The 25,731-nt window shown below is 60.4% G+C and carries 19 protein-coding genes and 4 tRNA genes; 7 read left to right on the top strand and 16 right to left on the bottom strand.

All coding sequences use genetic code 11. The features are described 5' to 3' along the window. Positions 1 to 2: 2 nt before the first annotated feature. From AB1J88_RS12225 to AB1J88_RS12250, 6 genes are all read right to left on the bottom strand, one after another. A complete protein-coding gene (locus AB1J88_RS12225; RefSeq protein ID WP_430291171.1) occupies positions 3 to 4,721 on the bottom strand; it encodes an RHS repeat-associated core domain-containing protein in 4,719 nt (1,572 codons plus the stop codon). A 246-nt stretch (positions 4,722 to 4,967) separates the two neighbouring features. After that, a complete protein-coding gene (locus AB1J88_RS12230; RefSeq protein WP_041071894.1) occupies positions 4,968 to 5,366 on the bottom strand; it encodes a sel1 repeat family protein in 399 nt (132 codons plus the stop codon). Further along, the gene (locus AB1J88_RS12235) at positions 5,367 to 5,738 is read right to left on the bottom strand and encodes a hypothetical protein (RefSeq protein WP_003223109.1); all 372 of its coding nucleotides are present in this window, start codon (positions 5,736 to 5,738) and stop codon (positions 5,367 to 5,369) included. Beyond that, positions 5,735 to 6,076, bottom strand: coding sequence for a helix-turn-helix domain-containing protein (locus tag AB1J88_RS12240; protein WP_041071888.1), 342 nt, complete (start codon positions 6,074 to 6,076; stop codon positions 5,735 to 5,737). Before AB1J88_RS12240 ends, AB1J88_RS12235 begins: the two co-directional genes overlap by 4 nt. 112 nt (positions 6,077 to 6,188) lie before the next feature. Further along, a complete protein-coding gene (locus AB1J88_RS12245; protein ID WP_041071886.1) occupies positions 6,189 to 6,644 on the bottom strand; it encodes a YkvA family protein in 456 nt (151 codons plus the stop codon). A gap of 300 nt (positions 6,645 to 6,944) precedes the next feature. After that, the gene (locus AB1J88_RS12250; RefSeq protein WP_007966725.1) at positions 6,945 to 7,661 is read right to left on the bottom strand and encodes an FKBP-type peptidyl-prolyl cis-trans isomerase; all 717 of its coding nucleotides are present in this window, start codon (positions 7,659 to 7,661) and stop codon (positions 6,945 to 6,947) included. Positions 7,662 to 7,931: 270 nt separating this feature from the next. On the opposite strand from AB1J88_RS12250, the gene AB1J88_RS12255 reads away from it, so the two are divergent. Continuing rightward, positions 7,932 to 9,740 carry a di-heme-cytochrome C peroxidase gene (locus AB1J88_RS12255; RefSeq protein ID WP_430291172.1) on the top strand — a complete coding sequence of 603 codons (1,809 nt, stop codon included), beginning with the start codon at positions 7,932 to 7,934 and terminating at the stop codon, positions 9,738 to 9,740. Next, positions 9,737 to 10,900, top strand: coding sequence for a catalase family protein (locus AB1J88_RS12260; RefSeq protein WP_430291173.1), 1,164 nt, complete (start codon positions 9,737 to 9,739; stop codon positions 10,898 to 10,900). The genes AB1J88_RS12255 and AB1J88_RS12260 overlap by 4 nt, the downstream gene beginning before the upstream one ends. 200 nt (positions 10,901 to 11,100) lie before the next feature. Here AB1J88_RS12260 and AB1J88_RS12265 read toward each other — a convergent pair. From AB1J88_RS12265 to AB1J88_RS12280, 4 genes are all read right to left on the bottom strand, one after another. Further along, positions 11,101 to 11,177: transfer RNA gene (locus AB1J88_RS12265), tRNA-Asp, on the bottom strand. A gap of 19 nt (positions 11,178 to 11,196) precedes the next feature. After that, positions 11,197 to 11,272, bottom strand: a tRNA-Val gene (locus AB1J88_RS12270). A 199-nt stretch (positions 11,273 to 11,471) separates the two neighbouring features. Beyond that, a tRNA-Asp gene (locus AB1J88_RS12275) sits at positions 11,472 to 11,548 on the bottom strand. Between the two features lie 19 nt (positions 11,549 to 11,567). Further along, a tRNA-Val gene (locus AB1J88_RS12280) sits at positions 11,568 to 11,643 on the bottom strand. A gap of 159 nt (positions 11,644 to 11,802) precedes the next feature. Between AB1J88_RS12280 and rdgC the strand changes: the two genes are divergently transcribed. The 3 genes from rdgC to sugE all read left to right on the top strand — a co-directional run bounded on the left by rdgC (position 11,803) and on the right by sugE (position 14,297). After that, the gene (gene rdgC / locus AB1J88_RS12285; protein WP_003223096.1) at positions 11,803 to 12,723 is read left to right on the top strand and encodes a recombination-associated protein RdgC; all 921 of its coding nucleotides are present in this window, start codon (positions 11,803 to 11,805) and stop codon (positions 12,721 to 12,723) included. Positions 12,724 to 12,897: 174 nt separating this feature from the next. Then, entirely contained in the window at positions 12,898 to 13,863 is a 966-nt protein-coding gene (locus AB1J88_RS12290) for a bile acid:sodium symporter family protein (protein ID WP_096797726.1), read from the top strand. A 119-nt stretch (positions 13,864 to 13,982) separates the two neighbouring features. After that, entirely contained in the window at positions 13,983 to 14,297 is a 315-nt protein-coding gene (sugE, locus tag AB1J88_RS12295; protein WP_003223093.1) for a quaternary ammonium compound efflux SMR transporter SugE, read from the top strand. 123 nt (positions 14,298 to 14,420) lie between these two features. On the opposite strand, the gene AB1J88_RS12300 is transcribed toward sugE, so the two are convergent. From AB1J88_RS12300 to AB1J88_RS12315, 4 genes are all read right to left on the bottom strand, one after another. Next, positions 14,421 to 16,295: an MFS transporter gene (locus AB1J88_RS12300; protein WP_430291174.1), complete on the bottom strand. Its 1,875-nt coding sequence runs from the start codon at positions 16,293 to 16,295 to the stop codon at positions 14,421 to 14,423. A gap of 97 nt (positions 16,296 to 16,392) precedes the next feature. Next, on the bottom strand, positions 16,393 to 17,544 hold the full coding sequence (locus tag AB1J88_RS12305; RefSeq protein WP_430291175.1) for a TDT family transporter: 1,152 nt from the start codon (positions 17,542 to 17,544) through the stop codon (positions 16,393 to 16,395). Between the two features lie 105 nt (positions 17,545 to 17,649). Next, positions 17,650 to 17,961 (bottom strand): cupin domain-containing protein, encoded by a 312-nt coding sequence (locus tag AB1J88_RS12310; protein WP_097087529.1) that lies wholly within the window; start codon positions 17,959 to 17,961, stop codon positions 17,650 to 17,652. A gap of 51 nt (positions 17,962 to 18,012) precedes the next feature. Next, positions 18,013 to 19,200: an MFS transporter gene (locus AB1J88_RS12315; RefSeq protein ID WP_430291176.1), complete on the bottom strand. Its 1,188-nt coding sequence runs from the start codon at positions 19,198 to 19,200 to the stop codon at positions 18,013 to 18,015. Between the two features lie 91 nt (positions 19,201 to 19,291). On the opposite strand from AB1J88_RS12315, the gene AB1J88_RS12320 reads away from it, so the two are divergent. Beyond that, entirely contained in the window at positions 19,292 to 19,834 is a 543-nt protein-coding gene (locus AB1J88_RS12320; RefSeq protein WP_222015655.1) for a TetR/AcrR family transcriptional regulator, read from the top strand. A 247-nt stretch (positions 19,835 to 20,081) separates the two neighbouring features. Beyond that, positions 20,082 to 23,552 carry a hybrid sensor histidine kinase/response regulator gene (locus AB1J88_RS12325; protein ID WP_108182098.1) on the top strand — a complete coding sequence of 1,157 codons (3,471 nt, stop codon included), beginning with the start codon at positions 20,082 to 20,084 and terminating at the stop codon, positions 23,550 to 23,552. A gap of 86 nt (positions 23,553 to 23,638) precedes the next feature. Here the strand turns inward: AB1J88_RS12325 and rmuC are convergent, their stop codons facing one another. After that, positions 23,639 to 25,003, bottom strand: a complete 1,365-nt coding sequence (gene rmuC / locus AB1J88_RS12330; protein ID WP_430292690.1) for a DNA recombination protein RmuC — start codon at positions 25,001 to 25,003, stop codon at positions 23,639 to 23,641. A gap of 175 nt (positions 25,004 to 25,178) precedes the next feature. Then, the gene (locus AB1J88_RS12335) at positions 25,179 to 25,502 is read right to left on the bottom strand and encodes a sel1 repeat family protein (protein ID WP_084234297.1); all 324 of its coding nucleotides are present in this window, start codon (positions 25,500 to 25,502) and stop codon (positions 25,179 to 25,181) included. Positions 25,503 to 25,731 lie beyond the last annotated feature (229 nt).

Here is a 25,731-nt window from a genome sequence, read left to right on the forward strand (position 1 = left end):
TTTCATTTGTCTATCTTCCTATTCGGATTTGGAATTGAATAGCCAAACTCCTTACCATCATCGATAATCAATGTAGCACCAAGGATATCCTCCCTCCTGATCCTACCTGGAATTGCAACTTCTTGTTCCTTACTAAAATTATAGGACGCCCCTAGCTCTTTTTTAAGATCGTGACCAGGAATCATCTTAAGAGTGTAGAGAAATCCTGGCTTGGTAAAGTAGCTTGTAGCGAATGCTTTCCCCATATCTCTCGAAAGAGATGTGCTAATAAAGTTACTAGGAGGAAAGTCGCTATCAATTGAATGAAGAAATAGATCATTGCTATCCCCTTTACTTTTAAAACCATGTTCAAAAACTTCCGAAGGATCCTTCGCATCTCCACGGTACAAATACGTATTTTTAGTTTTCGCTGCGGGAGGAGAGGAAATAGCTTCCCCTCCAAGTGTCTTTTTAGTCGGATCGTTTGATTCAAAAGATGGTTTGTTGCACCCCGCTCCTCCCGGACAATCATTCAACCCCAACGGATCCACCCACCCCGTCGGATTCGGCACGTACTGGTACTGATTCAACCCACCCGCCAATTTGATCGGATCCGGCGTCAGATACCGTCCCAACCTCGGGTCGTAATACCGATGCCGGTTGTAATGCAGCCCACTCTCCGCATCGAAATACTGCCCCTGAAACCGCAGCGGCTGGTCGAGGTAGTCCTCGCCCGCCAGAGTGATTGCCGCGACCTTGCCGTAGGCGTCGTATTGCGCCGACCAGACGATTTCGCCGCTGTAATCGGTGAGTTCCTGCGGGGTGCCGAGGTGGTCGAGTTGGTAGTAGAACGGGCAGGCCTTTTTCGGGCCTTTGCCGTCGAGCAGCGCCAGCGGGCGGAAGGTGCCGGGTTCGTAGACGTAGCTGCGGTGGTGGGTTTTGCTGCTTTCGGCGACGAGGTGGTCGCCTTGCCAGAAGAACTCGGTGGTCTGGCCGTGGGCGGTTTTGCGGATGCGTCGGCCGAAGGCGTCGTATTGGTAGGACGCGGTTTGGCCGTCGGGGCGGGTCAGGCTGATCAGGCGGTGCTGGCAGTCGTAGCGGTATTCGGTGACGAGTTGCTGGTCGCGGCCGCGACGTTCGCGGATCAGGTTGCCGAAGGCGTCGTAGTCGTAGTGCCGATCGCCCTGCATCAGCAGGCGGTTGCCGTGGATTTTCGTCGGGCCGGGACGGTCCTGCATCAGCAGGTTGCCGGCCGGGTCGTGGGCGAAGGATTCCGGCAGTTCGTCGCGCGAGTGACGGACGCGGATCAAGCGGTCGAGGGCGTCATAGCCATAGGTGCGCTGGCCGTGGCGGCTGTCGGCAATGTGCTCGAGGTTGCCGTTGGCGCTGTAGGCATAATCCCGGCGATACAGCGAGTCGTGCTGATGGCCTACAGCGTGGGCCAGCAAACGTCCCTGATCGTCGTAGGCATAATCGCTGCGTAGCAGGCCTTGCTGGCGTTGTTGTTCGCGACCGGACTGGTAGACGTGACTGGTCAGCCGCGTGCCATTGAGGTCGATGGCGGTCAGCGCGCCGCCCTTGGCGTAGTGATAGTCGAGCGTGCTGTTGTCCGGCAAACGCTGGCGCTTGAGCTGGCCGCAGGCGTCATAGGCATAACGCAAGGTGCCCCAGCCCTGATGCTCGGTGATCAGCCGGTCCTGCCGATCGTATTCAAAGGCCAATGGATGTTGCTGGCCGTCATCGACGCCGATCAACCGGCCCAGGCGGTCGTAGGTGTAAGCCACCTCAACCCCGTCCGGCAGGGTTTTCAGCAGCAGACGCCCGGCCGCATCACGCGCGTAGGCAGTGACCAGCGTCGAGCCGTCATCGCCGAACTCGGTTTTTTCCAGCAGGTGCCCGTTGCGGTCGTAGGCGTACGCGGTACGCCGGCCGTCGAAGCCGGTTTCCTGTCGGATCAATCCGATGGGCGTGTAGTCCAGTCGGTACTTTTCGCCGGACTCGTTCTCGATTTCCGTCAGCAGCAGTTGCGCATGGTCGTAGCGATACTGCACCCGCGTGCCGTCGGGATTGATCCTGCGCGAGACCAGGTGCAGGTCGTCGTCATACTCGTAACGGGTGATGCGCCCGAGTTCGTCACGCTCGGCCGTGACCTGGCCGTACGCGCCGTAGCTGTAGGCGCGAGTGGCGCCTGTAGGCAACGTCGTCTGAACCAGTCGGCCAACGGCGTCCCACTGCTGGCGAGTGATCGCACCGTGTTCGTCGCATGAGGTCGTCCGCCGCCCCAGCGCATCGTAGGAAAAACGCCGCACACCACCGTCGGGCAGGGTTTCCTCGGTCAGTTGGCCAAGGTCGTTCCAGACAAAAGTGTGCCGGCTGGTGTCCGGATAACGGACCGACAGTAACTGCCCGCGCGTGTCGTAGTAGTAATAGGTGACCTGGCCGTCCGGATCGACCGCCTCGGTGACATCGCCCTCGGCGTTGCGCCGAAACGTCCACACCGCCTCGCCGCGTGAACGGCTGTGCAGGAAACCGTTGCGGTACTCATAGGACGTTGGCTCATCGTCCGGCGGAAGCAGCGCGATCAGCCGTCCGACGTCGTCGTAGCGGTATTCGGTGACCGCACCCAGCGGATCCTGCTCGGCGATCACCCGGCCCGCAGCGTCATAAGCCTTGAGGTGCTCACCGCCATCGGCCTCGACCTTGCGCACCAGCCGCGCGCTGTCATCGTGGACGTAGATTTCTTCGGTGCCATCAACGTAATGCACCGTGACGCGGCCGCTGTCGTCCCAGACATACCGCGTATTCATCTGCGCGAACGAGGCCCAATGGCGCACGCAACGCGCGTCTTTGCCGGAACGTTCCCACTCCCAGAAAAAGCTCGCGCCGCCGCTCAGTTGCCGCTGCAGGATGACGTGCTGATCGTCGTAGTCGTAACGCTCGCTGTCCCCGACGGCGTTGGTCGCGGCCAACAATCGCTGACGGGCGTCGTAGCCATAACTGACCAGCGTTTGCTCGGTACGCCAGCCACCCGCCTCAAACACCTGGTAATCAACTGCCACCAGATGCGCCCGGTCGTAGCGCAACAGCAGCGAGCGCCCGGCCCCGTTATCCAGGCGCTGCACACGCTCGGAATAATCGCGATGCACCGTCAGACGATTGCCATAAGCATCACTGACCGCCGTCAGCCGCCCGGCACGAAAGTGATAAAACCGCGCCGCCTCCCCCGCCAGCGCGAGGATCAGTTCCTCCGGCTCATCGCCGAGAAAAATCGCCGCCCGCGACAGGCTGTTGTGGATCTGCGGCCGTTTAGCACTGGGCAATGGGAACCGCGTGCGGCGGTTCTCGTGATCGACCCAGACCACCGCCTCGCCATCGAACTCCAGCCGATGCGCCAGCGAATGACTCCAGCCAAACCCCAGCCCGACATCGATCTCCACCGCGCTGGTGCGGTACAACCGGGTGAACTCGAACGGCAGCAAGCCATCGAGCGTGCCATCGGTCAGGGTCAGCAGTTCTTCGCCGGTGACCATCGACACCGGACAGCCGTTGGTGCAGGTCAGCGGCGCGCAATCGGCGCTGTCGCCGTTGGGGTTTTTCGCTTGTTCCGGAGAGTCGTCGTGATGCTCGTTTTTCTGCAGGGCGGCATTGCGCTTCGCATCCCAGCGCAACTGCATGCGGCCCTTTTTAACTCCGGCGGCAATGCCCCGCGCGGCGACGGTTTTGTACTGGTCGACGTAATGGATGAACGTATTGACGATGCCGAACATCGCCTTTACCAAGCGTTTCACAACCGTGAGCAGCTGGGCGGCGCGATCCGCCAGGCGTAGCGTCAGATAAGCGATCCCTGCGCCAGCCCCGACGAATGTCAACACAACGCCGATCAGCACATCGATCAGCACCTGCACGATCATCATCGACGCCATTTCAGCGGTTTTGCCGGCGATCTGGCTGGGCGGCAGCATCTCCAGCCAGAGACTTGCACTGCGCAACAGCAAACACAGCGCCGCCTCGTCGCTGACCAGCAACTGCAGCTTTTGCATGACATCCGGAGCTGATTCTGCGAGGCGGATCAGATCGGCCGCACCGCTTCCAAGACGTTCAGCAAACGCCCCTGGATCCTGCAGAATCTCCGACAGCATGCCGATGCTGTCCCACACGCCCTCGATCGCCGCCCAACTCCCGGCGAGCATGCCGTTGCCCGCCGCAGTCGCCACCGACTGTGACCACTGCGGCTTGAACCCCTGCCACTCGCTGCGCAGCCAGCCCTCCAGATTACCGGTCAAGCCGTCGTAGGACTTGAACAGCGCCTCGATCTGCTCCGAGGTAACGTCGCTGTGCACCTGCACGCGATAGAACTTGCCGGGCGTCCCGGTGAATGTTCCCAGGCCTTGCGCATCAAGTCCGACGGGGAAGATTTGGCCATCATCCACCGCCACCACATCGACCACGATGTCGCCCAGCGGAATGTCGTACACCGACTCGAATTTGCTCTCGATCGTCAGCACCCCGCTTTTCGGGCACTGCACGACGCCGGAGGCAAACTCACTGTCTCCTGTGCTGACAGCGGTGATGCGATCACCGAAACGGATGATCCGCTCCATGCCCATCAGCGACGGCAAATCCGCCGCATGGCTGACCTGATCGGCCGCTCTGCTGAACCAATGTTCAAGCTGCTGGCGATAGAGGCTGAGGGTGTCGGGAAAGCTGTCGAGTTCCTGCTCGATACGGCTGACGGCTTCCATCAGCGCACGCAACGATGCGGGGTGGAATGAAAAACCGGGTCAAACATGAGCGTTCCCTCGCGCAAAAATTAGGCGCGGGGACTTTGCGGGGGATCAATCAGGAAAGAAGTCAGGCGAGTAGGCTTTTGCTGTAGGACTATTCTGCAAATGACTGATTACTACAAAACGTATGGCGATAAACGCAAACGTGGCGTGAGGTTTCCCTCACGCCACGTTTATCCAACGATACAAAATGATTTACTGGGTTTAATCCCGAGCGCTCAACTCTTTGAGTTTGAGCTCGGCCAACGGGTGGCCGGCCTTGGCGGCCAGCGTCCACCAGCGCGCCGCTTCTGCCGGATCCGGCGCTTTGCTCGGAGTACCGGCCAGGCTGATCACGCCGACCTGATAAGCTGCTTTGCCATCGCCGGCGAGCGCCGCCAGACGCAACAGTCGCACACCCTCTTCGCGGGCGCCCAGGCCAACACCGCGAAACGTCAGAATGTGCCCATAAAAGCTTTGCGCGCCGACATCGCCCAGATTGGCCATGCGCGCAAACTGCCCTTCGAGCCAGCGCCAGCCTCTGGGTTGGCGGACGAACCACGACCAGTGAAACAGCCTGCGGGCCAACCAGTAACTGGCCGACGCCTTGAGTCGAAAGAACACTCAGGCCTCCGCCGATTCCGGGTACTCGTATTCGAAAACCCTGACCACTTCCGACGCATGCCAAGAGGCAGCCGCAACGCCATCGGATGGCCCGGAGAAACGTCCCAGACGTTCAACGCATTCAAAAAAACCGGTTCGTGGCAAACGGCTGGCCCCTTGGCTGATCACCAGCGAACTGCGCAATGGCTGCTCGGCCTTGGCGTCGAGTGCGGCCAGATGCTCAAGTGCCGCGGTCAGCGTCTGCATCGCCGGCGTCGGCAGTTGCAAACGTTCGAGCAAGGCTCGATAGGTCAACAGATGGCGCTGCCTGCGCGCCTGATCCAGCTCCCCCAGCAATCCGTCCCAATGTTGACGACTGATGCGTACGCTCACGATTCATCCCTCCAACCCGGCACCGTCAGTTCCCAGGCCAGGCTGCGGCGAATCGCGGCGTCAGGTTGACGCTCGCCGCTTTCGATCATGGCCAGATAAGACGGGCTGATGCCTACCGTGCGGGCCAGCGCCTCGATGGCGATGCCCTTCCCTTCGCGCAGACTGCGTAGTTGATCCAGACCTGGAAGAATCGGGTCTGGCGCTGCGGCGGCCGGCGCTGGCGCCTGCTGCTGCGGTATGTCGTTGATGCCTGCTGCTTTCAATAGAGCCTGATACTGGCCCCATGGCAGAACCGCGTATTCGGGTTCGCCATCGCGTGCAATTATCTGAATATCCATGACTACCCCGTAGGACAACAACACTTAGCGAGTCGGCACTTTTCCCTAGAAGTGTAATCCTAACAGCGGCCAAGGTCGCGGGGGGTATCAATCTGCCTGCAGGCGAGGTGAATCAGGTTTTTTTCGGACCCTGCAGTTGAAGTTGCTCGGGGGTATCGGGCAAACGCTCGACCACTGCGAGTTTTTCCGGCTGTTGTCGATTGCGCCAGAGCCGGAAGGCAGCGAGTTCGTCGTCGAGGGTTTTCATCAGCCAGGCGAGAACAGCAATGTCATCGAGCATGCCGAATACGGGGATGAAATCCGGGATCGCGTCCACCGGGCTGAGGAAATACATCAACCCTGCCACCACCGAAACGATGGCTTTCGGACTGATCGCCCGGTACTCGCCGCGCCAGTAAGCCAGACACAATGCCTGGAGCAAGCGCAGATCATCCTTGAGCTTGCCCAGGCGATTACCTTGCGCAGCGCCCTTGCTCGCCACGGCGAACAGCAGAGTCGGCAGGCGGCCACGGGCCAGCAGGCGTCCCGCCAGAGGCAGAAACCGGGCGAAATTCCACGGCGCTTTCATCTATTTCTCCCGTTGAAATGTTATCCACACAAATTGTGGATAACCTTGTGAACAGAGCTGCATTTCAGCGCTGAGAGCCCCGTTTCATAAGGGCTTCGCTCAGATCGGGCGTTTTTTACTCACATAAAAAATCCCAATATTTCATTGACTTGGCGGCTCAGGACGTCTACCCACGGCGGCCTCAATCTCTAGGACTGCTGTCAGCGGCATCCGTTCGCTCTGTTTACCTGCGCCATCCTTCAGATGCAACAACGCCCCGCATAAGCGAGGCGTTGTTGGCGAAGCCGTTACCGATGCCTGTTACTTGGCAGCGGCGTCTTCTTTGGCTGGATCCTTGATGGCCAGCAGTTCCAGGTCGAAGACCAGAACCGAGTTGGCCGGGATTGCCGGGCTTGGCGATTGCGCGCCGTAGGCCAGATCGCTAGGGATGTACAGTTTGTACTTCTCGCCAACGTGCATCAGTTGCAGACCTTCAACCCATCCCGGGATCACACCGCTGACCGGCAGATCGATCGGGCTGCCACGTTCCACGGAGCTGTCGAACACGGTGCCGTTGGTCAGCTTGCCGGTGTAGTGAACAGTCACTACGTCGGTCGGCTTGGGCTGTGGGCCATCGGCTTTCTTGACCACTTCGTACTGAAGACCCGAAGCGGTGGTGGTAACGCCAGGCTTTTTGCCGTTTTCTTCGAGGAATTTCTTGCCGGCGGCTGCCGACTCTTCGCTCATCTTGGCCATACGCTCTTCGGCACGCTTTTGCAGCGCGGCGAAAGCTTCGACCAGTTCTTCGTCTTTCAGCTTCTGTTCTTTCTTGCCGACGGCATCTTCGATGCCCTGGGCTACCGCTTTGGAGTCCAGATCATCCATGCCTTCCTGAGCAAGGCTCTTGCCCATGTTCAGGCCGATACCGTAGGAAGCTTTTTGCGCCGGGGTTTTCAGCTCTACGCTGGTCTGCGAATCACAACCCGCGAGGACCAGGCTAACCAGGGCTACCGCCGCCGCCAACCGATGCTGTTTCATGCTATTTCCTTGTTCATGCGCCGAAAGGGCAATCGAGTAAAGCCGCGAGCTTATCAGGCCGCCACGACCAATGGCTACCGGCATGAGAGCAGGAAACGTCCGATAAGTTCAGGGATTAAAACGCATTCGAGCAAAGCGACGATGAAGCTTCTGTCATCTTGGCCTGACAAGGGCTGACGAGACTTCCTACGACAGTTGGCGTAATGGCCACTTGCCGCACCTGCAGCAGCTGAGGCATAACAGCGCAACAACTCGACAAGGATGTTTATCTTGCGCCTCTTATTCCGTGTGCTGACTCTGATCGTGGTACTGCTGGGCCTGGTCCTGGCCGTGATTCTGTACTACGTCGCCAACCCGAAACTGCCCTTCTATACCCCGGCCCAACAGGTACGTTACCTGCAACAGTGGAGCGAGGAGGAGCGCCAGACTTACTATTTCACCCCGCAAGGGACGCAGGTCAAAGGCCTGCGCTATGAATGGTTCCAGGCGCTGGAACTGCCCTTCTCGCAGCAGCGTTTCGCGTCCCCGGAATACCTCGCACGCTTCGGTTTTCTGGTTGATCCGCAGCAGAAAGCCACGCCGAACAACCCTGGCAATCTGCCGGTTGGCTTTGCCCGCCATCAGAACCCCGGCGGTACCGAGCAATACCTCGATATCACCTGCGCCGCCTGCCACACCGGCGAACTGCGCTTCAACGGCCAGGCCGTGCGGATCGACGGCGGGTCGGCGCAGCATGTTTTGCCTTCCAGCGTTCCTACGTTGCGCGGTGGCAGTTTCGGACAGGCATTGGTCGCCAGTCTGGCCTCGACTTACTACAACCCGTGGAAATTCGAACGCTTCGCCAGAAATGTTCTGGGTGATGGCTACGAGCCGCGCCGCGAGCAACTGCGCAAAGACTTCAAGCAATCGCTGAACACCTTCCTGAAAGTCGCCTGGAACGATACCCATCGCGGCCTCTACCCGACCGAGGAAGGCCCTGGACGCACCGATGCGTTCGGCCGCATTGCCAACGCCACCTTCGGCGACGCGATTTCCCCCGCCAACTACCGCGTGGCCAACGCCCCGGTCGACTACCCGCAACTGTGGGACATGTGGACCTTCGACTGGGTGCAGTGGAACGGCTCGGCCCAGCAACCGATGGCGCGCAACATCGGTGAGGCATTGGGCGTCGGCGCCACGCTGAATTTCTTCGACAGCAACGGCCAGCCGCTGCAAGGCGATGCGCGTTATGCCTCGAGTGTCCGCGTACGCGATCTGCACACAATCGAGGAAACCCTGCAACGCCTGCAACCACCAGCCTGGCCGGAAGATGTCCTGGGTGCCATCGACAAACCGTTGGCCGCCAAGGGCCGCACGCTGTTTGCCGAGAACTGCGCCGGTTGCCACGTGCCGCGCAAGACTCAAGAGGGCGAGCGCTGGGTGCAGCACTTGCACATGTTGCCGGTGGAGGTGATCGGCACCGACCCGAATGCCGCGACCAACATTGCCACTCACCGTTTCGACCTGACGCCGCTGCAATGGGACCCGAAAGAACTTGAGCAAATGGATGTGAAGTTGCATCCGACGCCCACCGAACCACTGGACCTGAGCCAGCTATCGGTGGCCAGGGGCCTGGCCTACGTCACCGCGTTCGTCGAGAAGCGCGCCTATCGCGAGGCCGGCGTCACCCCGCAGGAAAAACCCCAACTCGACGGCTTCGGACTGCCGATCGGCGTGCGCGAAAAGGTCGCCTACAAGGCCAGGCCGTTGGCCGGTATCTGGGCCACCGCGCCGTTTCTGCACAACGGTTCAGTACCGAGCCTTTATCAATTGCTGTCGCCGCAGGATGAGCGTGCCACGACGTTTTATAAAGGTACGTTCGAATACGACCCGCGCCATCTGGGGTATCGCACCGAAGCCTTTACCAATGGTTTCCTGTTCGACACGCGAATCTCCGGCAACCACAACAGCGGTCACGAATTCCGCGCCGGCGAGCGCGGCAGTGGGGTCATCGGCCGACTGCTGCAACCAGAGGAGCGCTGGGCCTTGCTGGAGTACCTGAAAGTCCTGGGCGGCCCGTTGGAGGCGCAATTGCCATGAGGATCGACCCGTATAAAAGACCGTCGATGTTCGCCCGCGTCTGGATGTGGCTGGGGCGTCTGCTAGGCAAAGCCCTGCTGGCATTGCTGATTGTCGGCCTGCTGGGCTGGGCCATCGCCAGCGCGTGGTTCGCCTGGCAACACAGAGGCCCGGTGTCAGCGCAGGAACAGGTTCCCGCCGGTGAAGCGGCCATGACCCAGGACGTGATCCAGACCGCCGTACGCATCGTCGATCAGCACCGCGAAGGCACACGCTACCTGCGCGATGCGCATGCCAAGGCCCATGGTTGCGTGAAAGCTGAAGTGACGGTGCTGCCGGAACTGACACCAGCGCTGCGCCAAGGTGTTTTCACCGAACCAGGCAAAACCTGGCAGGCGTTGATTCGCTTGTCCAATGGCAACGCCTACCCGCAGTTCGACAGCATCCTCGACGCCCGGGGGATGGCGATCAAGCTGCTCGATGTCCCCGGCAAGCAGCTGCTCGGCGACCGTCAGGTGCGCCGTGAACAAGACTTCGTGATGTTCAGCCACCCGAACTTCTTCGTCAGCGATGTCGCCGAGTACCGTCAGAATGTGGCAGCTCAGGCTGACGGCAAAAAAATCAGGGCGTTTTTCCCCGGTTGGGATCCGCGCACCTGGCAGATTCGCCACCTGCTCATCGCCCTGGCGACCCTGTCACCGCCGCCGGACAGCCCGACCGCGACCACCTACTTTTCGGTATCGCCTTACAAATTTGGCGAGGCCAATGCCAAGTTTCGGGTTGCGCCGGATCCAGACAACTGCCCAACCTACACCCTGCCCGCGCAAAATCACGACCTGCCGAATTTTCTGCGCAGCGCCTTGAATCAGCAATTGTCGACGGATCGGGTACCGGCGTGTTTCGTGCTGCAGATTCAGCGCCAGGACGCGAACAAGTACATGCCGATCGAGGACACCAGCATTGAGTGGCGCGAGCAGGATTCAGCGTTCGAAACAGTGGCACGGATCACCCTGCCGGCGCAGGACTTCGACACGCCAGCGCTGAATCTGGCATGCGACAACCTGTCGTTCAATCCGTGGTTTGGTATCGAGGCGCATCGGCCGATTGGCGGGATCAATCGCTTGCGTAAAGCGGTGTATGAGGCGGTGAGCGATTATCGGCACAGTCGCAATGCCGAATAGTGACAATTCCTCTGTAGGAGCTGTCGAGTGAAACGAGGCTGCGATCTTTTGATCTCTAAAAGCAAGATCAAAAGATCGCAGCGTGCCGCAGCTCCTACAGAGGAGATCGAGTGATTTCACAAATCGCAGACAGCAAAAAGCCCGCACTTGGCGGGCTTTCTGTGGTGACCTGGCGTTCAGTGGGTCCAGGTGACCGAATATGGCGCAGCGGACGGGACTCGAACCCGCGACCCCCGGCGTGACAGGCCGGTATTCTAACCGACTGAACTACCGCTGCGCGAAACGCTTGAAACGAATGGTGGGTGATGACGGGATCGAACCGCCGACATTCTGCTTGTAAGGCAGACGCTCTCCCAGCTGAGCTAATCACCCTTCGCTTCGTTACGGGGCGCATTATGCCACAAGTTTTCGTAATGCGTTGATTTAATTGAAGTTTTTTTCAAAAAAATCCGAAAACCGGTGAAACGACACAAACCCGATGGAACAAGGTACAAACGTGAGACAGAAAAAAACCCGCTTCAGCGGGTTTTTCCGTGGTGACCTGGCGTTCAGTGGTCCAGGTGACCGAATATGGCGCAGCGGACGGGACTCGAACCCGCGACCCCCGGCGTGACAGGCCGGTATTCTAACCGACTGAACTACCGCTGCGCTAAACACTTGAAACGAATGGTGGGTGATGACGGGATCGAACCGCCGACATTCTGCTTGTAAGGCAGACGCTCTCCCAGCTGAGCTAATCACCCTTCGCTTCGGTGTGGCGCGCATTCTACGGAGCGACCCAACCTCTGGCAAGCACTTTTTTAATTAATTTTCTCAGGCCTTCCAAAGGCTTAGAGAAGGGTTGGCCTATGCCACGGCGAAGACAATAATGCCCCCCTTTGTATAAAGGAGAGACTCACCCCATGTGGTTCAAAAACCTGCTGATCTATCGCCTGACCCAAGACCTGCCTGTCGATGCCGAGGCGCTGGAAACTGCACTGGCCACCAAACTGGCGCGTCCATGTGCAAGCCAGGAGTTGACCACCTACGGTTTCGTCGCGCCATTCGGCAAAGGCGAAGATGCGCCACTGGTGCACGTCAGCGGCGACTTCCTGCTGATCGCTGCGCGTAAGGAAGAACGTATTCTGCCGGGCAGCGTCGTGCGCGACGCGGTCAAGGAAAAGGTCGAAGAGATCGAAGCCGAGCAGATGCGCAAGGTCTATAAGAAGGAACGCGATCAGATCAAGGATGAAATCATCCAGGCGTTCCTGCCGCGCGCCTTTATCCGTCGCTCGTCGACCTTCGCTGCCATCGCGCCGAAACAGGGCCTGATCCTGGTGAACTCGGCCAGCCCGAAACGCGCCGAAGACCTGCTCTCCACAATGCGTGAAGTGCTCGGCACCCTGCCCGTGCGTCCGCTGACCGTGAAAACCGCGCCGACCGCGGTGATGACCGAGTGGGTCACCACCCAGCAAGCAGCACCGGACTTCTTCGTGCTGGACGAATGCGAGCTGCGCGATACACACGAAGACGGCGGCATCGTGCGTTGCAAGCGTCAGGATCTGACCAGCGAAGAAATTCAGCTGCACTTGAGCACCGGCAAAGTTGTCACTCAGTTGTCGCTGGCCTGGCAAGACAAGTTGTCGTTCATGCTCGATGACAAGATGACCGTCAAACGCCTGAAGTTCGAAGACCTGCTGCAGGATCAGGCGGAGCAGGACGGTGGCGACGAGGCTCTGGGCCAACTGGACGCCAGCTTCACCCTGATGATGCTGACCTTCGGCGACTTCCTGCCGGCACTGGTGGAAGCGTTGGGTGGGGAAGAGACTCCGCAGGGGATCTAAACCTCTCTCCGGCGCCCTCCTTTATTGAGGGCGCCTGAAAAAGCAAAGATCGCAGCCTTCGGCAGCTCCTACATTTGGAATGTGTTTCCCTGTATGAGCTGCCGAAGGCTGCGATCTTTTTGCTGGCACCGTATGCTTGGCTTCCTAACGCTTTCACATAATAAGGAACACGCCATGCGAGCACTGGCTGCACTGAGCCGCTTTGTCGGCAATACCTTCGCTTACTGGGTTCTGATTTTCGCCGTGATCGCGTTCCTGCAACCGGCGTGGTTCCTCGGCCTCAAAGGCGCAATCGTGCCGCTGCTGGGGCTGGTGATGTTCGGCATGGGCCTGACCCTCAAACTCGATGACTTCGCTGCCGTCGCCCGCCATCCGTGGCGCGTGGCTTTGGGCGTGGTCGCACATTTCGTGATCATGCCCGGCGTGGCGTGGTTGCTCTGCCAGATCTTCCACCTACCGCCGGAAATCGCGGTCGGGGTGATTCTGGTCGGCTGCTGCCCAAGCGGCACCTCTTCCAACGTCATGACCTGGCTGGCCCGCGGCGATCTGGCGCTGTCGGTGGCGATTGCCGCCGTCACCACCCTCCTCGCTCCGCTGCTGACTCCGGCGCTGATCTGGCTGCTGGCTTCGGCGTGGTTGCCGGTTTCGTTCATGGAATTGTTCTGGTCGATTCTGCAAGTGGTGCTGCTGCCGATCGTGCTCGGCGTGGTCGCGCAACGCGTGCTCGGCGACAAGGTGCGCCACGCGGTGGACGTGTTGCCACTGGTGTCGGTGGTCAGCATCGTGATCATCGTCACCGCCGTGGTGGCCGCCAGTCAGGCGAAGATTGCCGAATCCGGGCTGCTGATCATGGCCGTGGTGATGCTGCACAACAGCTTCGGCTACTTGCTGGGTTACTTCACCGGGCGCCTGTTCAAGTTGCCACTGGCGCAGCGCAAGTCGCTGGCGCTGGAAGTCGGCATGCAGAATTCGGGGTTGGGCGCGGCCTTGGCCAGCGCGCACTTTTCGCCGCTGGCGGCGGTGCCGAGCGCGTTGTTCAGCGTCTGGCACAACATTTCCGGGGCGTTGCTCTCGACGTACTTCCGGCGCATGAGCGAGAAAGAAGACCGTGAGGCGCTAGCGCAGCAGCCAGCCGACTGACCGGGAAACTTGATCCCCGGATTAATGCTCGGCAGACTATTTCGCTACGCGGGGACGACCCTGCGGCTCGATCGAGTTATCAATCTGGGGACGGCCCCGTCAATCGATGGAGGTCTCTCATGTCCTGGATCATTCTGTTTTTCGCCGGCCTGTTCGAAGTCGGCTGGGCCGTCGGCCTGAAATACACCGACGGCTTCACCCGCCCGCTCCCCACCGTCCTGACCGTTGCGGCCATGGCCATCAGCCTTGGCCTGCTGGGCCTGGCGATGAAGGAATTGCCGCTGGGTACGGCTTATGCGATCTGGACCGGAGTCGGCGCTGTGGGCACGGTGATTGCGGGGATCATTCTGTTTGGTGAATCGATGGCGTTGATTCGCCTGGCCAGTGTGGCGTTGATCATTACCGGGTTGATTGGCCTTAAAGTAAGCGCTTAAGCCAATGGCCCCATCGCTGGCAAGCCAGCTCCCACAGGGATCTCCGGTGAACACAATTCTTGTGTAAATCCAGAAAACCTGTGGGAGCTGGCTTGCCAGCGATGGGGCCAATTCAGATAACAACTATCTGACAGTCCCGCGCAACGCCCCCACCAACCCCTGCAGTTTCGCCGGCTCCGCCGCGTCCACTGTCACCGCCGAACCCGCCACCAACGTCACCCGCGACCACAACCGCTTGAACAGCCCCTTGTTCGGATCGCGGCTGAAGAAACTCCCCCACAACCCTTGCAACGCCAGCGGAATCACCGGCACCGGCGTTTCTTCGAGAATCCGCGTCAGTCCGCCCTTGAACTCGTTGATCTCGCCATCGGTGGTCAACTTGCCTTCGGGGAAGATGCACACCAGCTCACCGTCCTTCAGATACTGGGCAATCCGGGTGAAGGCTTTTTCGTAGATCTGGATGTCTTCGTTGCGTCCGGCAATCGGAATCGTCCCCGCCGTGCGGAAGATAAAGTTCAGCACCGGCAGGTTGTAGATTTTGTAATACATGACAAAGCGAATCGGCCGACGCACCGCGCCGCCAATCAGCAGCGCATCGACGAACGACACGTGGTTGCACACCAGCAATGCCGCGCCCTCGTCCGGGATCGCCTCGAGGTTGCGGTGCTCGACGCGGTACATGGAATGGCTGAGCAGCCAGATCATGAAACGCATGCTGAACTCGGGGACGATCTTGAAGATGTAGGCGTTGACGCCGATGTTCAGCAGCGACACCACCAGGAACAATTGCGGAATCGACAGTTTGACCACGCTCAGCAACACGATCGAAACGATCGCCGACACCACCATGAACAGGGCATTGAGAATATTGTTGGCGGCAATTACCCGCGCCCGCTCGTTCTCGGCGGTGCGCGACTGGATCAAGGCGTACAGCGGCACAATATAGAAGCCGCCAAAAATACCGAGGCCGAGAATATCGACCAGTACCGCCCAGGTATGCGCAAAGCCCAGCACTTCGGTCCAGCTGTGGCCAGTGACGCTTTCCGGGATTCCACCGGAATGCCACCACAGCAGCAGGCCAAACACGGTCAGGCCGAACGAACCGAACGGCACCAGACCGATCTCGACCTTTCGCCCGGAGAGCTTCTCGCACAGCATCGAACCCAGCGCAATGCCTACCGAAAACACTGTGAGAATCAGCGTCACCACGGTTTCGTCGCCGTGCATCCATTCCTTGGCGTAGGCCGGGATCTGCGTCAGGTAAATCGCCCCGACAAACCAGAACCACGAGTTACCGACAATCGAACGCGACACTGCAGGCGTCTGGCCCAGACCGAGTTTGAGGGTGGCCCAGGACTGGCTGAAGATGTTCCAGTTCAGGCGCATTTCCGGCGATGCCGCCGCCGCGCGCGGAATGCTGCGACTGGCGAGATAACCGAACACGGCAATGCCGACAATCGCGGTCGACACCAGTGGCGCGTAATGGGTCGAGGACATGATGATCCCGGCGCCGATGGTCCCGGCGAGAATCGCCAGAAACGTGCCCATCTCCACCAGCCCGTTGCCGCCAACCAGTTCATCCTCACGCAACGCCTGCGGCAGGATCGAATACTTCACCGGCCCGAATAGCGCCGAATGCGTGCCCATGGCGAACAGTGCCACCAGCATCAGCGACAGGTGATCGAACAGGAAACCGACCGATCCTATGGCCATGATCGCGATTTCCGCGAGCTTGATCAGACGGATCAGCGCGTCCTTGGCGAATTTTTCCCCGAACTGCCCGGCCAGCGCCGAAAACAGAAAGAACGGCAGGATAAACAGCAGCGCACACAGGTTGACCCAGATCGAACGGTCACCTTCGATGGTCAGCCGATACAGAATGGCGAGGATCAGCGACTGCTTGAACACGTTGTCGTTGAACGCGCCCAGTGACTGGGTGATGAAAAACGGCAGAAAGCGCCGAGTGCGAAGCAGGTTGAACTGTGAGGGGTGACTCATCTTCCGTGTTTCCCTGAGGTCGGTAGAGAATGGCCTGGATCTGCTTATTGGAATCTCGATCCGCGATCCAGGCCACACCTTACCTAAACTTTTCAGGTTATTTCTTCAACCCTGCAATACAAGGTGAGACAAACAGCTCACCGCGCCACGCGCCTTGCACGGTGCGTTTACCGACGATCAGCCACATCACCGCCAGCAGACTCACCAGCACGCAGCCGACCACGCTGAAAAAACCCAGGTTCAGCGTGCTGGCGAGCTTGAGGGTCGCCAGCGAATACACACCCAGCGGGAAGGTAAAACCCCACCAGCCGAGGTTGAACGGGATGCCGTCACGCAGGTAACGCGCGGTGATCAGCAGCGCCATCAACATCCACCACAAGCCGAAGCCCCACAGGGTGATACCGGCGACCAGCCCCACGCCAGCAGCGATTTCACCGATGCCCGGCAGGCCGTTGGCGGCGAAGATCGCTGGTGCATCAGCGCCCAGCAGCAACATGCCCAACGCACCAGTGCCGATCGGACCGAGGGCCAGCCAGCTTGAGGCGGCCATGTTTTCGTGAGGCAGTTTATGCAGCGCCATGCGCAGCAAGAGGATGGTCAGAATGCTGAACGCCACCGGCAGGGAAAATGCCCAGAGCACGTAGCTTGTCGTCAGCACCACCAGTTGCGCGTGGGCATCGGCCAGGTGCGGCGCGAGCAAACCGCCGCTGGCCGCCGCCACTTCCGCCGCCACCACCGGCAACAGCCAGACGGCGGTCATCTGATCGATGCTGTGTTCCTGGCGGGTAAACATCATGTAGGGGATCAACACACCGCAGGCCAGCGACATCGCCACGTCGAGCCACCACAGCACTTCGGCCAAATGAATCACGCCCTCGCCCCAGCGTGGCAGGCCGAACAGCAGAAAGCCGTTGATGATGGTCGCCAGGCCCATGGGGATGGTGCCGAAGAACATCGAAACGGTGGAATGGCCGAAGATCCGCCGCGCTTCATCGAAGAAGAGAACCCAGCGCGCGGCATAGGCGAAGGTAAACAGGGTGAACAACAGAATGTTGAATAGCCACAAACCTTCGGCCACCGCGTGCAACCCGGGGATCGCCACCGGCAGTTGCGCCAGCGCCAGGGCCAGCACGCCGGTGCCCATGGTCGCGGCGAACCAGTTCGGGGTGAATTGACGGATCACTTCACGCGGATGCTGAAGCTGGCTGAACGGCTTGATACCGGGTTTGGTTATGTTGGGGCAAATCATCATGAGCTCCTGTCCTCAGGTGAGGTTGAGCCCATGGTAGAACCGAATCGAATATCTATATAACGGGTAATTTCTCTATCTGTTATCTACTTTACAGATAAGCAGTCAAACACTGCCTTCGCTTTCGATCACCAGAATCCGCGCCGCGCCTTGCGGATGCGCCACGTGCTCGGTACCGACTGAGGCGTAGAAGATATCGCCGACCTCAAGCAGCGCCTGCTTTTCTTCACCCTGTTCGCGATAGCGCATCTGCACCTGACCATCGAGCACCACAAACACTTCCTCACCATCGTTGACGTGCCATTTGTACGGCTGATCAGTCCAGTGCAGGCGCGTGGTGATGCCGTTCATGTTGGCAATGTCCAGCGCACCCCAGGCACGCTCGGCGGTGAACGACTTGCTGCGGATAATCTTCATCTGTCGATCCGTGAAAAGAAGGCCGGACAAAGGTAACTGAAACCATCACGTTTATGGAGTGCTGCAAGCCTTCACTGCTTGCGGGCGCAGGCTGAGCAACAGCGCGGCGACGGCCAGGACGATCAATCCGGCGCCATAGCCGTCGGTGGTCGCCAGCAACCCATAGGCTCGGGTCAAATGCCCGGCCAACAAGGCCGGCAGGCAGAACGCCAGATAACTCAGCGCGTAGTACGCCGACATCAAACCGGCCCGCTCATGCGGCAGGGCCAACGGCACCAGGCTGCGCACCGCGCCGAGGAAACCCGAGCCAAAGCCGCAACCGGCAACCAGTGTGCCGAGGAAAAACAGCGCCAGACTGGCACTGTGCACGCCAAGCAAAATCAACAGCACGCCGACAGGCAGCAGACTGGCGCCGATTTGCAGGGATTTGCCGGCGGGACGATTGCGCAAAGTGAAAATCATCAGCGCCCCGGTCACGGTCAACGCCGAGACGGTCGCGCCGCCGATCAGGTTCGACGTCGAGCCGGTGGCGGTGCGCACCAGCGACGGTGCCAGTGAGGCAAAAAAGCCGCCGAGGGCCCAGGTTGCGGTGTTCAGCGGCAGCACACGCCATAAGGTCGAACGCGCCTGAACCGGCACATGCAGGGTTGGCCGCAACGAAGCCCAGGCCCCGGCTTGTGGAGTGACGCTTTCCGGCAGACGCCAGACATACACCGCCTGCAACACAAACAGCGCCAGCAGCAGCCAGTAAGTCAGCTGCAACGGCGCCGGGGCGAACTCGGCCAGCAAGCCGCAGCCCATGCTGCCCAGCGCCATGCCGAGCAACGGTGCGACGCTGTTGATCAACGGCCCTTGCTGGCGGTCGGTGTCGAGCAGCGTCGCGCTCAAAACAGCGGTGGCCATGCCGGTGGCAAAACCCTGCAATACGCGGGCGCTGATCAGCCAGGCAACACTGTCGGCGCCGATAAACAGCAACATCGCCAGTGCATTGAGCAGTACTGCCGTGAAAATCACCGGTTTGCGTCCCAAGTGATCGGACAGCGAGCCGACCGTCAGCAGCGCCGCCAGCAGACTCAGCGCATACACGCCGAAAATCAGGGTCAGCACCGCTGCCGAGAAGTGCAATTGATCCTGATACAGGTGGTACAACGGCGTCGGCGCTGTGGAAGCAGCGAGAAAACTGAGTAAGGTGATCGCCAGAAAAATCAGGCTGCCACGGTTGGAAGCAAGGCTGGTCATGGGCACACTCCGCAAAAGCTAATTTTTTGCTTTTGCGGAGTGTGCTCCCGGCTTTGGCTTAAAGCAAATTCTTTGTGTTAAGGTCTGACGCATGGCTATTAAAGAAGGTTTACGCCCCGGTGGCCGCAGTGCCCGGGTGCAAGAGTCGATTCATTCGGCAGTTCGCGCGCTTCTGCAAGAACAGGAGCGCAGCACCGTGACCGTGCCGCAAATTGCGGCGCGCGCCGGGGTCACGCCGTCGACGATCTATCGGCGCTGGGGTGATCTGGCAGCATTGCTCGCCGACGTCGCCCTCGCCCGCATGCGCCCGGACAGTGAACCGGCGGTGACCGGTGACCTGCGCGGTGATATCCGCGCCTGGGCCGAGCAGTATCTGGACGAGATGAGTTCGGAGCCTGGGCGCAACATGATGCGCGACGTGCAGGCCAGCGCCACGCCGGGGTATTGCGTGACGATCATTGGCGCGCAGTTGCAGACCATCATCGAGCGTCACCCTGACGAGCCGGCGCCGAGCGTTGATCATCTGATCAATCTGGTGGTGGCCCCGGTGGTGTTTCGGATTCTGTTTTCGGCGGCGGCGCTGGAGGTGGATGAGCTGCATCGGTTGATCGATATCGCGCTGAAACAAGACTGACGCTTTCGCTGGCAAGCCAGCTCCCACAGGGTCTGTGATGTTCACAAAATATGTGCCCACTGGAGTTCCTTGTGGGAGCTGACTTGCCAGCGATGGGGCCTGACCGGTCACCCGAGAAACCACCCGGTTTCAAACCTGCGACACCCCGCCACGCCACGACCTTGGTCGACACTGACTAACCGCCGCACTCATGCGAGACTGTCCGCCCGGGCAGGATTGCCGGGGAGTCTTTTGTCGGGAGTGTTGCATGTCGCTGTCCACCGGGCTGATCGCCGCCGTCGCCCTGGCCTATATGGCCATCATGTTCGCCATCGCCTTCTATGGCGACCGTCGCAGCACGCCGTTGCCGCCGCGGATGCGCGCGTGGGTATACAGCCTGTCGCTGGCGGTTTATTGCACCAGTTGGACGTTCTTCGGCGCCGTCGGCCAAGCCGCCGAACAGCTGTGGTCATTCCTGCCGATCTACCTCGGGCCGATCCTCTTGTTGCTGGGCGCGCCGTGGGTCCTGCAGAAAATGGTGATGATCAGCAAACAGGAGAACATCACCTCGATTGCCGACTTCATCGCCGCGCGCTACGGCAAATCGCAATCGCTGGCAGTGGTGGTCGCGCTGATCTGTCTGGTCGGCGTTCTCCCTTATATCGCTCTGCAACTCAAAGGCATCGTCCTCGGTGTAAACCTGTTGATCGGCGCCGGTGCCGACGCCATGGGCACCCGCGCCCAGGACACCGCGCTGATCGTGTCGCTGGTGCTGGCGCTGTTCACTATCGTCTTCGGCACGCGCAACCTCGACGCCACCGAGCACCACCGCGGCATGGTGCTGGCGATTGCCTTTGAATCACTGGTCAAGCTGTTCGCCTTTCTTGCTGTCGGCGCCTTCGTCACCTTTGGCCTGTATGACGGTTTCGACGACCTGTTCAATCAGGCCATGCTCGCGCCACGACTGGAGCAATACTGGAAAGAAACCATCAACTGGCCGTCGATGGTGGTGCAAACGGGTGTGGCGATGATGGCGATCATCTGCCTGCCACGACAGTTTCATGTCACCGTGGTGGAGAACATCGACCCGCAAGACCTGCGCCTGGCCAAATGGGTGTTCCCGGCTTATCTGGCGCTGGCCGCGCTGTTCGTGGTGCCGATCGCCCTCGCCGGGCAGATGATGCTGCCGAGCCACGTACTGCCCGACTCGTTCGTGATCAGCCTGCCGCTGGCCCAGGCCCATCCGGCCTTGGCGTTGCTGGCGTTCATCGGCGGCGCCTCGGCGGCCACCGGCATGGTGATTGTGGCCAGCGTGGCACTGTCGACCATGGTTTCCAACGACATGCTGTTGCCGTGGTTGCTGCGCCGTAACAACGCCGAGCGCCCGTTCGAAGTGTTCCGCCAGTGGATGCTCTCGGTGCGCCGCGTGAGCATCGTGCTGATTCTGTTGCTGGCCTACGTCAGTTACCGCTTGCTCGGCTCCACCGCAAGCCTCGCAACCATCGGCCAGATCGCCTTCGCCGCCGTCACCCAACTGGCTCCGGCGATGCTCGGCGCGCTGTACTGGAAGCAGGCCAACCGTCGCGGGGTTTTCGCCGGTCTGGCCGCCGGTACGTTCCTCTGGTTCTACACGCTGATCCTGCCGATTGCCGCCCACAGTCTCGGCTGGTCGCTGAGCACGTTCCCGGGCCTTTCGTGGCTGCACAGTAACCCGCTGAACCTGCCGATCACCCCACTGACCCAAGGCGTGGTGCTGTCACTGGCGGGCAACTTCACGCTGTTTGCATGGGTCTCGGTGTTGTCGCGCACGCGGGTCTCGGAACACTGGCAGGCCGGGCGCTTCATCGGCCAGGAAATCAGTGCCCGGCCGAGTGCGCGCTCGATGCTCGCGGTGCAGATTGATGATTTGCTGCAACTGGCGGCGCGCTTTGTCGGCGAGGAACGCGCGCGGCAGAGCTTCATTCGTTTCGCTTACCGCCAGGGCAAGGGCTTCAACCCGAACCAGAATGCTGACGGCGAATGGATCGCCCACACCGAACGTCTGCTGGCCGGTGTACTCGGCGCTTCGTCGACGCGCGCGGTAGTAAAAGCCGCGATTGAAGGTCGGGAAATGCAGCTGGAAGACGTCGTCCGAATCGCCGACGAAGCCTCGGAAGTCCTGCAGTTCAACCGCGCCTTGCTGCAAGGCGCGATCGAAAACATTACCCAGGGCATCAGCGTGGTCGACCAGTCGCTGAAACTGGTGGCGTGGAACCGGCGCTATCTGGAGCTGTTCAACTACCCGGACGGTTTGATCAGCGTCGGCCGGCCGATTGCCGACATCATTCGCTACAACGCCGAACGCGGCTTGTGCGGCCCCGGCGAGGCGGAAGTCCACGTTGCCCGGCGCCTGCACTGGATGCGTCAGGGGCGTGCGCACACGTCCGAACGCTTGTTCCCCAATGGCCGGGTGATCGAGCTGATCGGCAACCCGATGCCCGGCGGCGGCTTCGTCATGAGTTTCACCGACATCACCGCGTTCCGCGAAGCCGAGCAGGCGCTGACCGAGGCCAACGAAGGTTTGGAGCAACGGGTCAGCGAGCGCACCCAAGAGCTGTCGCAGCTCAACGTTGCACTCACCGAAGCCAAGGGCCATGCCGAGGCCGCGAATCAGTCGAAAACCCGTTTCCTCGCCGCCGTCAGCCATGACTTGATGCAGCCGTTGAACGCCGCGCGCCTGTTCTCTGCCGCCCTGTCCCACCAGGACGACGGTTTGAGCAGCGAGGCACAGAAACTGGTGCAACACCTCGACAGTTCGCTGCGTTCGGCAGAAGACCTGATCAGCGACCTGCTGGATATTTCCCGCCTGGAAAACGGCAAGATCAACCCCGATCGCAAGCCGTTCGCGGTCAACGAGCTGTTCGACACCCTCGGCGCCGAATTCAAGGCGCTGGCGCAGGAACAAGGGCTGACGTTCCGGGTGCGCGGCAGTCATTTGCGCATCGACAGCGACATCAAGCTGCTGCGGCGGATCTTGCAGAACTTCCTGACCAACGCGTTCCGCTACGCCAAGGGCCCGGTGCTGCTGGGCGTACGCCGTCGCGGCAGTGAACTGTGTCTGGAAGTGTGGGATCGCGGACCGGGGATTCCGGAAGACAAGCAACAGGTGATTTTCGAGGAATTCAAACGCCTCGACAGCCATCAGACCCGCGCCGAAAAAGGCCTCGGCCTGGGCCTGGCGATTGCCGACGGTTTATGTCGCGTGCTTGGCCATACCCTGCGCGTACGTTCGTGGCCGGGACGCGGCAGCGTGTTCAGCGTCAGCGTGCCATTGGCCCGGACGCAAGCGCTGCCGCAGAACGCCGCGGTGGAGTTGAACGGCAAGTTGCTCAGCGGCGCGCAAGTACTGTGCATCGACAACGAAGACAGCATTCTGATTGGCATGAACAGCCTGCTCACCCGCTGGGGCTGTCAGGTGTGGACGGCGCGCAATCGCGAAGAATGCGCGGCGTTGCTCAACGATGGCGTACGACCGCAACTGGCACTGGTCGACTATCACCTCGACCACGGCGATACCGGAACCGAGCTGATGGCGTGGCTGCGCACCACGTTAGGCGAGCCGGTGCCGGGGGTGGTGATCAGTGCCGATGGCCGCCCGGAGACGGTGGCGCAGGTGCATGCGGCAGGGCTGGATTATCTGGCCAAACCGGTGAAACCGGCGGCGTTGCGGGCGTTGTTGAGTCGGTATGTGCCGCTGTAAAGCAAAAGATCGCAGCCTGCGGCAGCTCCTACATGGGATTTGCATTCATCCTGTAGGAGCTGCCGCAGGCTGCGATCTTTTGCTCTTCACTCTGGCAGTTCGACCAGCCCGTCGACATCGGTCATCGCCCGTTCCAACAAGTCCGCCGGCAGACTCTTGCTCGCCCGCGCACCGAGCAGTTTGAGCTGTTCACTACGGCTGACCAGGTTGCCGCGCCCTTCCGTGAGTTTGTTGCGCGCCGAACTGTAGGCCTTGTCCAGCTGTTGCAGGCGATTGCCGACTTCGTCCAGATCCTGAATGAACAGCACGAATTTGTCGTACAGCCAGCCGGCACGCTCGGCGATTTCCCGGGCGTTCTGGCTCTGTCGCTCCTGCTTCCACAGGCTGTCGATCACCCGCAGCGTCGCCAACAACGTGGTCGGGCTGACGATCACGATGTTGCGGTCGAACGCCTCCTGAAACAGCGTCGGCTCAGCTTGTAGAGCGGCGGAAAATGCCGCTTCGATCGGCACGAACAGCAACACGAAATCGAGGCTGTGCAGGCCTTCCAGACGCTTGTAATCCTTGCCGGCCAGGCCTTTGACGTGACTGCGCAGCGACAGCACGTGCTGCTTGATCGCGATCTGGCCGAGGGTGTCGTCTTCAGCGGCGACGTACTGCTGATACGCCGTGAGGCTGACCTTGGAGTCGACCACCACCTGCTTGTCGCCCGGCAGGTAAATGATCACGTCCGGCTGGAAGCGCTCGCCGTCCGGCCCCTTGAGGTTGACCTGGGTCTGGTACTCGCGACCCTTCTCCAGACCGGCGTGTTCCAGCACCCGCTCAAGAATCAACTCACCCCAGTTGCCTTGGGTTTTCTGGCCTTTGAGGGCACGGGTCAGGTTGGTCGCTTCGTCACTCAGACGCAGGTTCAATTGCTGCAGACGCTCCAGCTCTTTGGCCAGCGAAAAGCGCTCGCGGGCTTCGGCCTGATAGCTCTCTTCCACGCGTTTTTCGAAGGACTGGATGCGCTCTTTTAGCGGATCGAGCAACTGGCCGAGACGCTGTTGACTGGTCTCGGCAAAGCGCTGTTCACGCTCATCGAAGATCTTTCCTGCCAGCTCGGCGAACTGCGCGCGCAACTCATCGCGCGAGCCTTGCAGGTCGCTGAGACGTTGTTGATGGCTTTCCTGTTGCTCGCGCAGTTCGGCGTTCAGCGAAGCGGTCTGGGCGTCGAGGCGGCGCAATTCGGCCTCTTTGTTGGCACGCTCGATGTTCCAGGCGTGGGACGCGTCACGGGCGTCATCGCGTTCGATCTGCAACAACTCGACTTCGCGGCGCAGAGCCGCCAACTCCGCCTGCCTGGCGGCATTGGCCTGGCCGAGGTCGACGATTTCATCGCGGCTGGCTTCCAACTGCACGTTAAGCCCGTCCTGCGCCAGTTGCGCCATGGCCAGGCGCTCTTCGAGCAAGGCGACCTCGGCTTGCCGATCGCTGGCCCGCCGCTGCAGTTGCCAGGCCAGCGCCAGCAGCGGTAATCCCGCGCCCGCCAGACCGAGCAACACGCTGGTCAAGTCCATAGCCATAGCCACTCCTGCCGATCCGATAAAGCCTGAAGGTTAACCAAGGCGTGGGGTGTTGGACAGCTCAGTCTTCGAGCAGACCGAGTTCCCGTTGTGCACGACGGTCGCCGGCGCGAGCGGCCTGGCGCAGCAGATCCTGGCCGATGCGCCGATCACGGGCATTGCCGCACTCGCGGCACATCAATTGGCCGAGACGACTTTGCGCGGCGACCACGCCTTCGCGCGCCGGTTGCTTGAGCAGACGCCCCGCCAGATGCTTGGCATTACGGCTATCGCCCAGGCGCGGGCTGTCGAGCAGCCATTCGGCCACACGCACGGAAAATCGCTTGGGTGAGGTAACACGAGGGTGTTCGGAGGTAACAGAGTCTGATACTGAGCGAAACTTCATAAAACACTGTGGGACAGATCGGAAGGCGCGCCACTCTACTCTCTTTTTCGTACAGGTAAAGTCGAAAAAAACCCGGCACGCCCGTCCTAGAGCAAGCGCTAGGGACAATCCACAGAAGCTGTGGATAACTCAGTGGACAACCGCTCCCGAACCTCCGCAAAGCCTTGTGGAATGGGGCTCGCAGTCAAACTGACGATTTTTTCACCAACAAAAAAAGACGATATTTTTC

This window comes from Pseudomonas sp. S8 (genome assembly GCF_050473925.1).
GTDB classification, from domain to species: Bacteria; Pseudomonadota; Gammaproteobacteria; order Pseudomonadales; family Pseudomonadaceae; genus Aquipseudomonas; species Aquipseudomonas parakoreensis.